Consider the following 11961-nt stretch of genomic DNA (forward strand, 5'->3'; position numbering starts at 1 on the left):
CAGCCTCCAGGTTATTAATAAATGAGGTAAAACTATATAAAAAGGTGTCCCATCCTGGAAGAGGGAAAGGCCATGAACGCTTACTTTTTAACGGCTCGGGACGCGAGGAGAATGCTCCTTTCAAGGGAAACCGTCAGGCTCAACCTCGACCTAAGGAGGACCAACAGAACTTGGGAGATAACGCGAGAGGGCGATGAGTTCATCTTCCCCGATGGAACGCGCGTCTCGAAGGACGTCATCGAGAGGATAGCGAGGGACGAGGGTAGCGTTTACTTCGTTAAGGACGGAGGAGTTTATAAGGCAGCTATAGCCGGAGAGGGCTTCTACAAGCTCGTCCCGACGATTCCGCCGACGATTGAGATAAACGGCATCAGGATGCACAGGACGAAGGAGATAAACCCGCTTCAGGACACGAGGAACAAGGTGAACACGGTTAGGCCAAAGGAAGGCGAGACGGTCTTAGATACCTGCATGGGGCTCGGCTACACCGCCATAGAGGCCTCAAAGCGCGGAGCCTACGTCATAACAATCGAGAAGGATAAGAACGTCATCGAGCTCGCGAAGATAAACCCCTGGAGCAGGGAGCTCTTCACGGGCGGTAAAATCCAGGTGATTCACGGCGACGCCTTTGAAGTCGTGAAGAAGTTCAAGGACGAGAGCTTCGATGTAGTCATCCACGACCCACCGCGCTTTTCCTTAGCCGGCCAGCTCTACTCGGAGGAGTTCTACCGCGAGCTTTTCAGGGTTTTGAAGCCCGGCGGAAGGCTCTTCCACTACGTTGGAAATCCGGGGAAGAGATACCGCAGAAAGGACCTCCAGAAGGGCGTGATGGAACGGTTGAGGAGGGCGGGCTTCGTCGGCGTTAAGCGCGTTGAAGAGGCACTTGGAGTCGTGGCGAGAAAACCGGAAAAGAAGGAGAAGTCATAGCCTTTGGAAAACGCGGTACATTACGGGGTCGGGAATCCTGTACTTCCCATGCCCAACAGACTCAAGGAAACCGTAGTCAATCAGCCGGTTGATGTAGTTCCTTAGGGATTTGTCGTCAACGCCAACTTTTCTTTTAATCTCTTCGAACCTTGCATAGCCAAACCCCTCGCTAAGCTCCGCGACTGCTTTCATTACGAGCTCGTACCTCGGGGACAGCTTGGTGAGTTCTCTAAACTCAGAGGTCACGTATGCCATCGCCTTCTCAAGAACCCTCTCAACGGCCTCATCGTGTGTCAGGCCATCAACCCTTGAAGCCCCGTAGTGAACGAGCCAACCGGGAACCCCGTCGAGGGTTTGAATAGCGGAGAGCAATTCCTCGTCATCAACGGGCTTACTAACCTCCTCAAAGCCCCGTTCAAGGAACTCAAGGCTTTCCGAGGGGTTAAAACGGGGAAGACGAATCCTGACCTCATACCTTCCGAACAACGGTGAAGAGCCGTCGTAGAGCTTCAAAAAGTTCTCAAGAACGCCAACCTGCGAGCCCGTGAAGACGAGGACAATGTTCTGAAGGGCATCGAGAACCCATGCAAAGAACCGAGTCATGTCTTCGTTTGAAAACCTGAGGTACTGGGCCTCGTCGAAGGCGACTATAACAGGATTTCCCACCCTGTTCAGGAGGGAGAAAACCTCAACGAGGTCCGGCTTATCGCCAATGTCGAACTCAACGGGACCGAGCTTAACGCCCCTTACCTTTGAGAGCACGCTACCTATGACGTTGCGTCCGAGGAGGGCCCTGTAGACCTGCTCGGCTATGACCTTCTGAGGGTACCTTGAGTTCAGAGAAGTTGCCGCACGGGTATCTATTACTATGTGTGGAATTCCATCATCGGCGAATTCGTTGAGGGAAGCGTAGAGGAAGCTGGTCTTGCCTATCCTCCTCGGTCCGGTAATTAGAATGAAGTTCCTACCCTTTCTCACGGCGTCTCTAAAAATCAAATACTCCGCCTTCCTGCCGAAGAGCTCGCGGATTGATGTCTTGGGACGAACATCAAACAACATTTAAGGACACCCCCCGAAAAGGGGGATGTCCAGAGGTGTATATTAAGGTTTCTCCTTCAGTATCTTCTCAACGTCGAAGCCCTCCTCGTACTTCCTAAGCTTCCTCTCGAAGAACTCCACGAAGAGCTTGTAGCGCTTCGAGCGGTGCTTCGGGCTTCCGCGGATGCTGTGGCCGTGCGGGCCCCTCTTGAAGACGGCTATGTAGGCCTCCTTACCGAGGTCCTTCAGAACGTTGTAGAACATCAGGCTCTGGTCGAGCGGACAGCGGTAGTCCTCGAGCGAGTGTATGAGCAGTATCGGGGCCTTCACGTTCTTCGCGTAGAACAGCGGGCTTAATTTCCTGTAGTTCTCGTTTTCGAGCGGATTCGGGCCGATGACCTCGACGTCGAACCAGAGGCCTATGTCCGAGAAAGCGTAACTCGTCAGCCAGTAGCTTATGCCGTTCTCGCTGATTCCGGCCTTGAAGAGGTCGCTCTGCGTTAACGCCCAGTTGGTCATGAAGCCACCGTAGCTTATGCCCGTTATGCCAACCCTCTCCCTGTCGGCCTGGGGCTCGAGCTTGAAGAACTCCTCTATTCCGGTCATTATGTCCTCGAAGTCCTCCAGGCCGGTCCTCTCAAGAACGCGGAGCGCGAAGTCCTCGTCGTAACCGTCGCTACCGCGCGGGTTGACGTAGACAACATAGTAGCCCTTGTTCGCCATCAACTGCATCTCGTAGACGAAGCGGTGGCCGTACATTCCCTTCGGCCCGCCGTGAACGAAGACTATCACCGGGGCCTTCTCGTCCTCCTTGAGCTCCGGTTTGAGGTACCAGCCGTCTATCTCCAAATCCTTGCTCTTGAAGCGGAAGTGCCTCGGCTCGAAGGTTTTCAATTTCTTGAAGATTGGCCCGTTGTAGTCGGTTACCTGCTTGAGCTCGCCGTCGTAGAGGTAGAGCTCGCCTATCCTCGTTGCCGTCATTATGAGGAGCAGGGCCTTTCCGTTGCTGGCATCCAAGCCGTAAATCCAGTGGTTTCCAACGACGACCCTCTCGGCTTTACCGTCCCAGAGCCAGAGGTGAACACTGCCCGCATCTGGCGTTAGGAAGTAGACCTTGCCCTCGGTGAGCTTCGCACCCCAGACGTCGAGCGGACCCTCATAGATAGGCTTAAGCTCGCCGTCGTAGAGGTAGAGCCAGTCGTGCTCGCTGATGAACCGCTTTTCCTTCTTGCCCCTAAGGAGAATCGCCTTCCCGTCGGAGTCAACCGCCTCGAAGGAAACGCGCTCGAAGAGCTTCTCCTCGTTTCCGTCCTTCCAGAGGATTACGTCGTAGAACTTGAAGAGGGCCGGCTTGCCGTCCTCGCGGTGCGGGACGTTGATGAGTATTCCATCCCCGTGCCATAGGCCTGAACTGAAGCGGGGCTTCTCGAACTCCTCTATGATTTCCTCCGCCTCGGTGTCGAGGACCCAGAAGGTTGTCTTCTCCCCATCAAGGAAGCCCATACTGTCGAACCAGAAGGGAACGTCGTCGTCAAAGACGAAGTCGTCATCGTCGTGCCTCTTGAAGCCGACCACCAAAAGCCTCCTTGAGTCGTCGTTCCACTGGAGGGAGCGAATGTTCTTGGCCGAGAGAACCTTCTTGGCGCTCATCGTCTCAAGCTCGGCAACCCAGACCTCGGTTTCCTTCTTCTCCTCGTTGGGCCTCGCGAAGGCAAGTTTACTCCCGTCCGGCGAGAGTCTCGGCATGGAGGCGTTTTCAATGAAGCGCCTTGAACCGGTCTCGAGGTCCTCAACGACTATCGTGCTCTCGTACCTGTTGTCCTTCATGTTGACCTTGGTCAGGGTGTACGCTATTCTGCTCCCTTCAATCCGCGGGTCGTTCACGTAGGCGAACCGAGAAAAGGTCTTCTCGTTCCATTCGATACCGCTCATAACGCTATCACCGAGTTATGATAAGCGTCGAGGTATATAAGCTTAACTCCGATGGCCAGTAATGAACACGGGAACCTTTAAAAGGAGCCCGCCGATAGTGCCGGGACAGGTGGGAGAATGAAGGAAACGAGCGCCATAGCGATAATCCTCGCCGTGGGAATAGGCGTTTCATTGCTCCTGAAGAACTACATCGGGATAGCCATAGCGGCCTTCGGAATACCGGCGTACCTCGCCTACACCGCCCGCGAACAGAACATACTCGCGAAGTCGAGGCTCTACGACAGGGACCTGTTCCTCATGATTGGGGTCGCGGTAGTGGTAATCCTCGTCTTCAACTACTTCCTTGACCCGAGGATTGGACTCATAGCCCTCGCAATCGTCGTTCCGCTCCTGGCCCTCTACGCCGACAGGCTAAAGGCCGGAAAGAAGGCCCAGAAGGCGTGAAAGCTTTCCGGTTCTCTTGTACTCCCTCAGCGCTTCTTTTACCTCCTCCCTGAAACCCTCGTCGAGACCGAACTTCAGGTAAAGTCTTTCGGAAATCGCGTTTCTGCCGACGAAGAGCATCGAAAAGGCCGAGGTTAGGTTGTTCGGCTTCCTCCAGCCGGCTTTCTCGAAGTCTATGATGTAAACGTCCTCGCCGACGATGATGTGCTTGCCACCCTGAATCTGGCCGTGGTCGAGGTAGAGCCTGTCGAGCAGGGCCGTTTTCTCGGCTATCCCGAAGAGGTGGCGCTTTTCAATATCGGCGTAGAGAACGGGCTCACCCTCGGCGAACTCCCTGACGAGATACGGAAGACCCTCAAAGACCCCAGTGAAGAGGAGCGGAGGAGTTATTCCAAAGGGCTCTATAGTTTTTAGTATCCTAGCCTCCCTTTCAAAGTTGTTCCTCGGCGAATCCGGCCTCTGAAGCTTCACGACGACCTTTTTTCCGTTCAACTCGCCGAGGAAGACGAGGCTCGTGGTTCCTTTGGAGAACGGCCTGACCTCAGCTAAACCAAGACCTTCAAGATGGTTCAGAAACCGCCCCAGTTTCTTACGACCGATGATGTTTTCAAACGTCATCTCGATAAGCTTAAATAGGTCGCGGGTTAAATATTTTTGGTGATAGCCCATGGTGACGGCTTTTATTTTGATGGTTACGGCCGCTGGAAAGGAAAGGGAAGTTATGGAGAAGCTTCTCGCCATGCCAGAAGTTAAGGAGGCCTACGTCGTTTACGGCGAGTACGACCTTGTCGTTAAGGTTGAGACAGACACGCTCAAGGACCTCGACCAGTTCATAACGGAGAAGATAAGGCGCATGCCGGAAATCCAGATGACCTCGACGATGATAGCCATCTGATTTTCTCGTTCTTCTCTCGCATTATTCTCCGCAAAGCATTCTTAGAATGAAAAGAGGAAACAGTGGGAATTTTACTTGTTCATCATCAGCCTTATCCTCTCGGCGGCGTCCTTGGCCTTGTCCGAGATGTTGCTGATTGTCCTCGCTATGTTCAGGATGCAGAAGCCTGTTCCCCAGTCGAGCTTATCGGCGTTCTCGAAGACGAGCTTCATCAGCCTGGTGTCGAGGCCGTCAATCTTGCTCTCCACTTCCTCTATGGTCCGAATCAGTTCGTATTCCCTTGCTATCTCGTTCTCAGCGAAGCCACTCTCTATAACCCTGTCCATTTGCACTATCGCCTCGTAAACGAGCTTTGCAGCTTTTATGCTCTCGGTTCCCATCTGGAGGATTACGTCCTTTATCTCCTCGGGAATGTCGCAGGGACTCTTCACAAGCAACCACTTGGCGGTGTCCTCGGCGGAGTCGGCGACCTTGTCCTGCATGTGGAGGTATATGAGTACGTCCTCGCGCGAGACCGCCATCATGAGCTTAGAGCTGAGCGAATCGCGGATTTCTTCCTTTATCCTGTCGGCAACGTCCTCAAGCCTGTCAACCTCGATGGCGAGCCTCTCCATCTCCTCAACGTTTCCCTCGTGCCAGGCCTGGAGGGCCTTCTCAAGGGTTTCAACCGTCTGGATGACCACTTCCGCGTGCTTTATCAGGGGTTTGAAGGGGCTCTTCGCGAAGAGCTTGGTCCAAACCTGCATGGTATCACCCCACGAGCATTAAGACCTTGAATATGACGGCGCTTATCGCGGCCGCAACCGGAACCGTCACGAACCATGAAATCACTATGTCCTTCAGGATTGAAGTGTTTATCGCCTTGATTCCCCTGGCGAGGCCAACGCCGACGACGGCCCCAACGACCGTGTGAGTCGTCGAGATTGGCATTCCCAGCCAGCTGGCCACGAGTATGACGGTGGCGGCGGAGAAGTCGATGGAGAAGCCCCTTGTGTTCGTGAGCTCGGTAATCTTCTTCCCGACGGTCTCCATGACCTTGTAGCCGTACATGAATATGCCGACAGCTATTCCCAGACCGCCCATCGCAAGAATCCATCTGGGAACGGGAACCTTCATACCCGCGAGACCCATCGTTATGACAGCATAAGCGGCCGCTATTGGGCCGACGGCGTTGGCAACATCGTTTGAGCCATGAGCAAGGGCCACGTAAGCTGAAGTAACCACCTGAACCTTTCGGAATATGCTCTCGACTCCTATGTAGGGGTCGCTGGGCTTGAAGTGGACTCTAATAAGAAGGTAACTGAGGACAAACACGACGATGCCCGCGGGGATTCCGTAGAACAGGACACCGTGGACGAGGTTTTTCCCGTGGATGACCTTTATGTAGAACATCGTCCCGATGACCACGAAGGCGAGGCCAATCCAGAAAGGAGCCCAGTGGCGTGCACTTTTGACAGGGTCGGCCCTCACAAGGATGCTCCTCCTAACGGCCTTGAACACGAAGAACGCAACTATCGCGCCGAATATCGGCGAGAGAATCCAGCTCAGGACGACCTGGGCAAGCTTGCCCCAGTCCACTATTCCGGTTCCCGCGTATACGAGTCCGTAGCCAACGACACCGCCGATGATTGAGTGGGTTGTCGAGACGGGCAGGCCGTTGTACGTGGCGAAGATGAGCCAGATGCTCGCCGCGAGAAGGGCCGCAAGGGAGCCGTAAACGATTACCCACGGGTCTGTAATCTTGCTGGGGTCAAGGATTCCCTTCCTTATCGTCTCGGTCACGCTCTTACCGAAGAAATAAGCGCCCGTGAAGTTCATAACTCCGGCTATGACCGCGGCCTGCTTCGGCGTTATGGCCTTCGCACCGACTGCAGTTCCCATCGAGTTGGCCACGTCGTTTGCACCGATGTTCCACGCCATCCAGAAACCAAGGAGTATCGTAGCTATTAGCCACGGGTCCATCCACACCACCGGGCGGAACTAAATGGACCCAAATAAATATCTTGTCGCAATAAAATATAGCTCGCTAAAGGTCTCTATATAGACACAAATAGAATAAAGAGAAAAGCTCAGGTGGAGACCTTGACCACCTTTATGTCAACCTTTCCATCGGGTTCCATCGTCAAGATGGTGTAGTGATAGAAGCCACCCTCGTCGGGCTTCGCGTAGAGGGGCGCACCTCCTCCGCCGGTTATGATGAAGTGAACGCCGTCGTAGGTTCCGTTCCAGTATATGTGAATGTGGCTGAAGATTCCGAAGGCGTTGTACTCCTTCATGAGCTTTAGGAGTTCCTTCGCGCTCTCCTCGCTCATAGCGTGGTCGTCTCCGCCGGGCCTCGGGTCGTAGGGCGGTGCGTGCATAACGACGACAGGCCTCTCACCGCGCTCCTTGGCTATTTCAAACTGCTTCTTGAGCCAGGCGAACTGCTCGTCGGTCAGACTGTAGTCGTTGCTTATGTCGTTGGCGAAGATGTAGCGGTAGTTTCCGAGGCTGAAGGCGTAATCAGTCGGGCCGAAGTAGTAGTGGAAGATGCTCACTCCCTCGCCCTGGTACTCGTGGTTTCCGACCGCTATGAAGACCGGCTTGTTCCAGTGCCAGACCTTCATGAGGTTGGCCCACTGGTAGATTGTGCCGGAGTAAACGAGGTCGCCACCGTCTATGACGAAGGCCCCGCTCTCGTTGTTGACGTCCGCCATTATCTTGAGGAAGACCTCTGGGGGCTTGTCACCGCTTGCCGGCCTGTGGTCGCCGAAAGCGAGGACGCGGTATTCGCTAACGTTCTTGGCAACTATTGAAAAGCTCGGCTCACTCGTGGTGAACTCTATCGTGGTGTTGTCGAGGATTTTGGTTCCCTCCGGAAGAACCATGAGTTCTGGGTTGACGTTCTCGATGACGTAGGTCAGCTGGACGTTCTTCGGGTTCTCAACCTTCACGGTGACGTTGAAGCCGAGGGCCCGTATGTAGACCGTCGTGCCGTTGACGAGCCTTATGAAGCCACCGCTGACGGTGACGTTTTCGCCTTTCACAACCCTCCAGTAGTAGTTGAAGGGCTCGTCGTAGAGGAGCTGGTAGAGCTCGTAGTGCTCATCGCTATCTGGGATTCCGTTGAAGTTAACGTCACCGAACTCCTTGAGGAGGATTCCCTCAAAGGAACCGGAGCGAACGACAGCGTTGGGGTCGACCGAAATCTTCCTGTCCTTGAGCTCCTTGAGGAAGTAGAGCGAAGCACCGACGCCGGCCTTGCTCGTTCCAGTGACGACCATGAGGGGACCCTTATCGGAGTTGAGAATCGCTATGGCGCCAAGCCAGGGGCCCGGAAGGTGGGTTCCATACTTGTAGGCGATGTAACCGAAGGGTTCAAGTTTCTGAACCTGAACCGGTTTTCCGAAGAGTATCCTTGAACTGACCTCGTCTCCCGGCGAGAGAACGACTATACCGCTTCCCTTGAACTGGGAGAAGGGCTCGACCTTTGCGTTCGGGAAGTAGTGCTTAACCAGACCCTCGTAGCCGTCGCTGACGTAGAACGTCTCGTTGAAGAGCTCCCACCAGCTTCCGATGACCTTTCCTGTGGGATACTTGGCGAAGTTAATTCCAGTGGGCTGGGGGGTTGATGTTGTTGAGCTCTGCGTCTGGGTTGAACCTATGCATCCACCGGCCAGAACGACCAGAACCAAAACAAGTGCAATCAAACGCCTCATGCAACCACCCGTGGAAAGTCTGTGTTAACCTTAAAAGCGTGAAGGTTTAAATATGAATCCCTCTAAGGGTATCCGGTGATACCATGTTCGTCGGGCACTACCAAGATGTCCCGGAGAAGGACACCGGTTTTGAGGGCGTGACCATAAGGTGGCTCGTTTCTCCGAAGCTTGGCGCCAAGAATTTCGCCATGCGCTACTTCGTCATGAAGAAGGGCGCCGAGATTCCGATACACCAGCACGACTGGGAGCACGAGATTTTCATCATGAAGGGAGAAGGGATAATAACCAACGGAAAGGAGGAGCACCACGTTAAAGCTGGAAACTTCCTCTACGTCCCGCCCAACGAGCCCCACGGCTACAAGGCCCTGAGCGACACCTTCGAGTTCCTCTGCCTCATTCCAGCGAAGAAAGAGGCCATTCCCAAGGAGGAGTGGGCTTAACGGCGGTAGTACCTCTTCAGCTTTTTCCTTTTGATTGCGAGCAGTGAAGGTTTGGCCCACTTGGGCCTCGGTGGTTCTTCTTCGAGGAGTATGAGGGCAATCTCATAGGCCAGACTACCGATTATGAACAGGAAAATCAGGAGGACTATCAGAGGAGTGTAGTACCAGACCAGGCCAACCTTTGGAATCACGAGGATTACCTTCCCGATAACCTGGTCCGGATAAACGCGCCAGGGGTCGGTGTACTTTCGGTTGTCGCCCTTCGTCACGAAGTAGATTCGACCAGAATCGTCCCGTTTGATTGCCACTATCCTGTGGGTTATCCGGTAAGTGGCGTTTCCAAGGTGAATCTCATAGAGTATTACGTCGCCGACGTGAAGCTCGGAGGGAGGAACCGGCTTGGTGACGACGAGGTCGCCGGGGTTTATGTGGGGCTTCATTGAGTCCGTCAAGATAACGACGTACTGGAAGCCGAAGACGAAGTGGAGGACTAACACGACCGCGACGAATATCACGACCGCATACGAGAGCACTGAAAACCAGTCAACGCGCCTCCCCATTTTACCACCCTATTTAATCCCCGGCGGGTAACGGTGTATAATTTGACCGCAACGCCCTATAACTCTTCCGCTCAAAACCGTCCCCGAACGCAGTTCGAATTCCGAAACCTGGAAAAAAGAAGGGGGTTGGGGCTGGTAAATCAGCTGGTTATCTCCTGACCCTGGTAGATGACCTTAACCGAGCTGAGCTGGTCAATCGGAATCGAACTGTAGCCGTTCTCGTAGGTGAATGTAGTCACAGAGACGTAAAGGGCTCCAGTGGTGGTGTCCTGCTGGACGGTTCCGCTACCGTAGGCAATGACCTGGTCATTGTAGTCAAGGAGCTGGACATAAACGGTGTCGCCAGCCTGGACCTGGAACGCGTTGTTGGTGTCGTCAAGGTAGACCTTAACCCCGGTCACGACGGAACCGTTACTGCTGAGCTGGAAGTTAACGGCAGCGGTGATGTTGTACTGGCTGGGATACGAGGCCTGACCCTGGCCGAGGGGCTGGAGCTTGACGGTAATCTGCGGAACGGCCAGAGCCGCACCTACGACGGTAAGCACGAGCGCGAAAACAAGCGGAAGCAACCTCTTCCTGGCGTTCCTCCTCATTCAAGCCACCTCCGTTTAAACTCTCAACAAAGCTGGAAGCGGTGGTATAAATAGTTTTCTAAAATGAACCCTAATGGTTCGATTTCTGCATTAGATTGAACACAATTAAAACCGGAAGTACTTGAGGAATCTCCAAAGAGAAGGCCCGTAAACTCAATCCTCCACAGGGACACCCCGCAGGTAGGTAGACCCGACCCAGGTAACCCTTGCCTTGAGGAGTTCACCGGCCTCGCCAGAGTCAAGGATTATATCCTTGTAGTTGAAGGTTCTCCCCTCGACTCCACCCTTCTTACCCGGCCCGTGGACGAGAACCTCGACGGTTCTTCCGAGATAAACCCTGTTTATCTCGTAGGCTATCTGAAGCCTCAGGCGGTGCAAAAGCCTCGAGCGCTCCTTGACGAGCCAGCCAGGTAACTGCTTCCAGCGGGAAGCTATCGTTCCCGGCCGGGCGGAGTAACGGGAGACGTTAATCTTGTCCGGCTTAATCCGCTTAACAAGCTCGACCGTGTTCCTGAAGGCCTCATCAGTTTCCCCGGGAAAGCCAACTATGATGTCGGTGTTGAGGTTCAGGTCCGGAATCTTCCTCCGGAAGGCATAAACTATCTCCTCGAACTCCTCAACGGTGTAGGTTCTCCCCATTCTCCTGAGAACCTCGTTGTCACCACTCTGAACCGGCAGATGGAGGAAGCGGTAAACCTTCTCGTCCAGATAGGCCTCAATCAGCTCGTCGAGGAACTTGAGGACGTGGTTGGGGTTCATCATGCCGACCCTTATCCTGAACTCCCCTTCAATGGCCGTTATCTCATCGAGAAGCTCAGCCAAGTTCGTCCCGATATCAAAACCGTAGCAACCGGTGTCCTCGCTCGACAGGATAATCTCCTTGTATCCTCTCGCCAGGGCTTCCTTCACCCATTTGACGACGAGTTCCGGCTTGTAACTCTTGAGAACTCCTCGAGCAAAGCGCGTCGCGCAGTAGGTGCAGGCGTTGAGGCAACCCTCGCTTATGGGAACCACGAAGGCGACGCCGGGCTTCCAGAGGCGCGGGAGTTCGAGCTTGTCAGGGTTCCTCTCGCGCCAGCCTTCCACGCTGACGAGCTTTCCACCGCGCTCGGCAACGTCAATCGCCTCGGCGATTCTGTCTATGCTCTTAACTCCCAGAATCCCCGAGACGCGCGGGTCTATCACATCGGGGTTGACGTGGACGAGACAGCCGGTAACGATTACCCTCTTCCCGGAATCGAGGAGCTCCCTAATCCTTTTCGCCATCTTGAACTCAGTGGGGTCCTTAACCGCGCAGGTGTTGACGACGACGTAGTCGGCCCGCTCCGGAGTCTCAACTAACTCGTGGCCCGCTTTCAGAAGAAGGGCCTCCATTATCTCGCCGTCTGCCTTGTTCCTTGAGCAACCGTAGCTCTCGACGTGAACTTTAACCAT

13 protein-coding genes are annotated in these 11961 nt (G+C 54.4%); 4 read left to right on the forward strand and 9 right to left on the reverse strand.

Features of this window, described 5'->3' with window-relative positions; genetic code table 11:
• The first annotated feature begins 72 nt into the window (after nucleotides 1-72).
• Nucleotides 73-927, forward strand: coding sequence for a methyltransferase domain-containing protein (locus E3E28_RS03505; protein WP_167914038.1), 855 nt, complete (start codon nucleotides 73-75; stop codon nucleotides 925-927).
• Here the strand turns inward: E3E28_RS03505 and E3E28_RS03510 are convergent.
• On the reverse strand, nucleotides 922-1986 hold the full coding sequence (locus E3E28_RS03510; protein ID WP_167914039.1) for an ATP-binding protein: 1065 nt from the start codon (nucleotides 1984-1986) through the stop codon (nucleotides 922-924). The genes E3E28_RS03505 and E3E28_RS03510 overlap by 6 nt on opposite strands.
• 42 nt (nucleotides 1987-2028) lie before the next feature.
• The gene (locus tag E3E28_RS03515) at nucleotides 2029-3897 is read right to left on the reverse strand and encodes a S9 family peptidase (RefSeq protein WP_167914040.1); all 1869 of its coding nucleotides are present in this window, start codon (nucleotides 3895-3897) and stop codon (nucleotides 2029-2031) included.
• A 117-nt stretch (nucleotides 3898-4014) separates the two neighbouring features.
• Between E3E28_RS03515 and E3E28_RS03520 the strand changes: the two genes are divergently transcribed.
• Nucleotides 4015-4341, forward strand: coding sequence for a hypothetical protein (locus E3E28_RS03520; protein ID WP_167914041.1), 327 nt, complete (start codon nucleotides 4015-4017; stop codon nucleotides 4339-4341).
• Here the strand turns inward: E3E28_RS03520 and E3E28_RS03525 are convergent.
• On the reverse strand, nucleotides 4309-4959 hold the full coding sequence (locus E3E28_RS03525) for a serine/threonine protein kinase (RefSeq protein ID WP_167914042.1): 651 nt from the start codon (nucleotides 4957-4959) through the stop codon (nucleotides 4309-4311). The two genes, E3E28_RS03520 and E3E28_RS03525, sit on opposite strands and share 33 nt — an antisense overlap.
• A gap of 49 nt (nucleotides 4960-5008) precedes the next feature.
• Between E3E28_RS03525 and E3E28_RS03530 the strand changes: the two genes are divergently transcribed.
• Complete coding sequence (locus E3E28_RS03530) at nucleotides 5009-5236, forward strand: Lrp/AsnC family transcriptional regulator (RefSeq protein WP_014122803.1); 228 nt, start codon at nucleotides 5009-5011, stop codon at nucleotides 5234-5236.
• A gap of 71 nt (nucleotides 5237-5307) precedes the next feature.
• Here the strand turns inward: E3E28_RS03530 and E3E28_RS03535 are convergent, their stop codons facing one another.
• The 3 genes from E3E28_RS03535 to E3E28_RS03545 form a co-directional block, all read right to left on the reverse strand.
• Nucleotides 5308-5982 (reverse strand): TIGR00153 family protein, encoded by a 675-nt coding sequence (locus E3E28_RS03535; RefSeq protein ID WP_167914043.1) that lies wholly within the window; start codon nucleotides 5980-5982, stop codon nucleotides 5308-5310.
• A 4-nt stretch (nucleotides 5983-5986) separates the two neighbouring features.
• The gene (locus E3E28_RS03540) at nucleotides 5987-7198 is read right to left on the reverse strand and encodes an inorganic phosphate transporter (RefSeq protein WP_167915177.1); all 1212 of its coding nucleotides are present in this window, start codon (nucleotides 7196-7198) and stop codon (nucleotides 5987-5989) included.
• A 107-nt stretch (nucleotides 7199-7305) separates the two neighbouring features.
• Nucleotides 7306-8934: a metallophosphoesterase gene (locus E3E28_RS03545; RefSeq protein ID WP_167914044.1), complete on the reverse strand. Its 1629-nt coding sequence runs from the start codon at nucleotides 8932-8934 to the stop codon at nucleotides 7306-7308.
• Nucleotides 8935-9017: 83 nt separating this feature from the next.
• On the opposite strand from E3E28_RS03545, the gene E3E28_RS03550 reads away from it, so the two are divergent.
• Nucleotides 9018-9374 carry a cupin domain-containing protein gene (locus tag E3E28_RS03550; RefSeq protein ID WP_167914045.1) on the forward strand — a complete coding sequence of 119 codons (357 nt, stop codon included), beginning with the start codon at nucleotides 9018-9020 and terminating at the stop codon, nucleotides 9372-9374.
• Here the strand turns inward: E3E28_RS03550 and E3E28_RS03555 are convergent.
• The 3 genes from E3E28_RS03555 to E3E28_RS03565 form a co-directional block, all read right to left on the reverse strand.
• Entirely contained in the window at nucleotides 9371-9934 is a 564-nt protein-coding gene (locus E3E28_RS03555) for a signal peptidase I (protein ID WP_167914046.1), read from the reverse strand. The two genes, E3E28_RS03550 and E3E28_RS03555, sit on opposite strands and share 4 nt — an antisense overlap.
• 140 nt (nucleotides 9935-10074) lie before the next feature.
• Entirely contained in the window at nucleotides 10075-10527 is a 453-nt protein-coding gene (locus E3E28_RS03560) for a hypothetical protein (protein ID WP_167914047.1), read from the reverse strand.
• A 153-nt stretch (nucleotides 10528-10680) separates the two neighbouring features.
• Entirely contained in the window at nucleotides 10681-11961 is a 1281-nt protein-coding gene (locus tag E3E28_RS03565) for a tRNA (N(6)-L-threonylcarbamoyladenosine(37)-C(2))-methylthiotransferase (RefSeq protein WP_167914048.1), read from the reverse strand.

This window comes from Thermococcus sp. 21S9, assembly GCF_012027635.1.
Classification (GTDB): Archaea; Methanobacteriota_B; Thermococci; order Thermococcales; family Thermococcaceae; genus Thermococcus.

What these genes read in the sequence shown, in the direction of transcription:
- E3E28_RS03505 (WP_167914038.1), top strand. Translation starts at nt 73, where the DNA reads ATGAACGCTTACTTTTTAACGGCTCGGGACGCGAGGAGAATGCTCCTT.
- E3E28_RS03510 (WP_167914039.1), bottom strand. Translation starts at nt 1,986, where the DNA reads ATGTTGTTTGATGTTCGTCCCAAGACATCAATCCGCGAGCTCTTCGGC.
- E3E28_RS03515 (WP_167914040.1), bottom strand. Translation starts at nt 3,897, where the DNA reads ATGAGCGGTATCGAATGGAACGAGAAGACCTTTTCTCGGTTCGCCTAC.
- E3E28_RS03520 (WP_167914041.1), top strand. Translation starts at nt 4,015, where the DNA reads ATGAAGGAAACGAGCGCCATAGCGATAATCCTCGCCGTGGGAATAGGC.
- E3E28_RS03525 (WP_167914042.1), bottom strand. Translation starts at nt 4,959, where the DNA reads ATGACGTTTGAAAACATCATCGGTCGTAAGAAACTGGGGCGGTTTCTG.
- E3E28_RS03530 (WP_014122803.1), top strand. Translation starts at nt 5,009, where the DNA reads ATGGTGACGGCTTTTATTTTGATGGTTACGGCCGCTGGAAAGGAAAGG.
- E3E28_RS03535 (WP_167914043.1), bottom strand. Translation starts at nt 5,982, where the DNA reads ATGCAGGTTTGGACCAAGCTCTTCGCGAAGAGCCCCTTCAAACCCCTG.
- E3E28_RS03540 (WP_167915177.1), bottom strand. Translation starts at nt 7,198, where the DNA reads ATGGACCCGTGGCTAATAGCTACGATACTCCTTGGTTTCTGGATGGCG.
- E3E28_RS03545 (WP_167914044.1), bottom strand. Translation starts at nt 8,934, where the DNA reads ATGAGGCGTTTGATTGCACTTGTTTTGGTTCTGGTCGTTCTGGCCGGT.
- E3E28_RS03550 (WP_167914045.1), top strand. Translation starts at nt 9,018, where the DNA reads ATGTTCGTCGGGCACTACCAAGATGTCCCGGAGAAGGACACCGGTTTT.
- E3E28_RS03555 (WP_167914046.1), bottom strand. Translation starts at nt 9,934, where the DNA reads ATGGGGAGGCGCGTTGACTGGTTTTCAGTGCTCTCGTATGCGGTCGTG.
- E3E28_RS03560 (WP_167914047.1), bottom strand. Translation starts at nt 10,527, where the DNA reads ATGAGGAGGAACGCCAGGAAGAGGTTGCTTCCGCTTGTTTTCGCGCTC.
- E3E28_RS03565 (WP_167914048.1), bottom strand. Translation starts at nt 11,961, where the DNA reads ATGGTTAAAGTTCACGTCGAGAGCTACGGTTGCTCAAGGAACAAGGCA.